Source organism: Lactobacillus nasalidis (genome assembly GCF_016587775.1).
In the GTDB taxonomy this organism is placed as follows: Bacteria; Bacillota; Bacilli; order Lactobacillales; family Lactobacillaceae; genus Lactobacillus; species Lactobacillus nasalidis.
The window spans coordinates 1-1,510 of sequence record NZ_BOCG01000082.1; the positions used below are offsets into that span (position 1 = coordinate 1).

At 57.2% G+C, this 1,510-nt stretch carries 2 protein-coding genes; both read left to right on the plus strand.

The annotated features are described in order from the left end of the window. Positions 1-926 (plus strand): ABC transporter permease (locus tag lacNas_RS01075; RefSeq protein ID WP_201336183.1); only part of this gene is annotated, 926 nt, incomplete at its 5' end. After that, positions 926-1,510: ABC transporter permease (locus lacNas_RS01080; RefSeq protein WP_201346509.1), on the plus strand; the 585-nt coding region annotated here is incomplete at its 3' end. The genes lacNas_RS01075 and lacNas_RS01080, both read left to right, overlap by 1 nt.

Genomic DNA, 1,510 nt, shown 5'->3' on the forward strand with positions numbered 1-1,510 from the left:
AGATTTCCTCAGCCGCCGGCTTCTTCAACATCGGTCTGCCGGGCCAGGCGCAAGCCGGCTGGCTGACCGCCATCTGGATCGGCCTGGCTTTCAAGAGCCTGCCAGGCTACATCCTGTTGCCGTTTGAAATCATCGCCGGCATCATCGCCGGTGCCTTGGTTGCCGGGATTGCCGGCTGGCTGCGGGCTTACTTCGGGACCAACGAAGTCATCTCCACCATCATGCTCAACTACACCGTCCTCTACCTGTGCCAGTACCTGCACCAGGACGTCATGAACAAGAGCCTGCGCGTTGACACCGACACTACCAAGACTATCGGGGCCAACGGCAGCCTGCGGATTCCGTGGCTGAGCGAAATGTTTGGCGACTCCCGGATCAGCGGCGGTATCTTCTTGGCCATCATTGCCCTCGTCCTCTTCTGGTTCCTGATGAAGAAGACCACGGTCGGCTTTGAAATCAAGGCTGTTGGTCTGAACCCGTTTGCCAGCCGTTACGCCGGCATGAGCGACAAGAAGAACATCATCATCTCCATGCTCTTGTCCGGGGCCTTCTGTGGCCTGGGCGGGGTTGTGCAAGGTCTGGGGACTTACCAGAACTACTTCACCCAAACGACTACCCTGGACATCGGCTGGGACGGCATGTCCGTTGCCCTTTTGGGCGGCATGAGCGCCATCGGCATCCTGCTGGCTTCCCTGCTCTTCTCCATCCTGAAGATCGGTGGTCTGGGCATGCAGACGGTTGCCGGGATTCCTTTCGAAATCGTGTCAATCGTTATCGCTGCCATCATCTTCTTCGTAGCTATCAGCTGGGCTGTCGGCCTGCTTTTCAAGGAAAAGAAGTCTGACAAGACCGCGACCTATATCGCCACGGCGGAAACCGCCAGCCGGCAGGCCGCTAATGACCAGCAAAAAGGAGGGGAAGCATAATGAGCTTTGTGACTGTTTTAGCCTTAATCGTTTCATCAACTTTAGTTTATTCAGCTCCCTTGATTTTCACTGCCCTGGGCGGGACTTTCAGTGAAAACTCCGGGATCGTCAACGTCGGCTTGGAAGGGATCATGACCATGGGGGCCTTCACCTCCATCGTCTTCAACCTGAGCTTCGCCTCAACTTTCGGCACCGCTACTCCGTGGCTGGGCGCCCTCTTGGGCGGGGTTGTCGGGCTCATCTTCTCCCTGCTGCACGCCGTAGCTACGATCAACTGGCGGGCTGACCACGTTATTTCCGGGACGGTTTTGAACCTGATGGCGCCGCCATTGGCCGTCTTCCTGATCAAGGCCATCTACAACAAGGGGCAGACCGAAAACATCAACCAGAACTTCGGCTACTTCTCCTTCCCTGGCCTGGCCAAGATCCCAGTTATTGGGCCGATCTTCTTCAAGAACACCTCAGCTCCGGCTTGGGTAGCCATCGTCTTGTCCATCTTCCTCTACTGGGTCTTGTACAAGACCCGCTTCGGCCTGCGCCTGCGTTCAAGCGGTGAAAACCCGCAGGCGGCCGACACTTTGGGG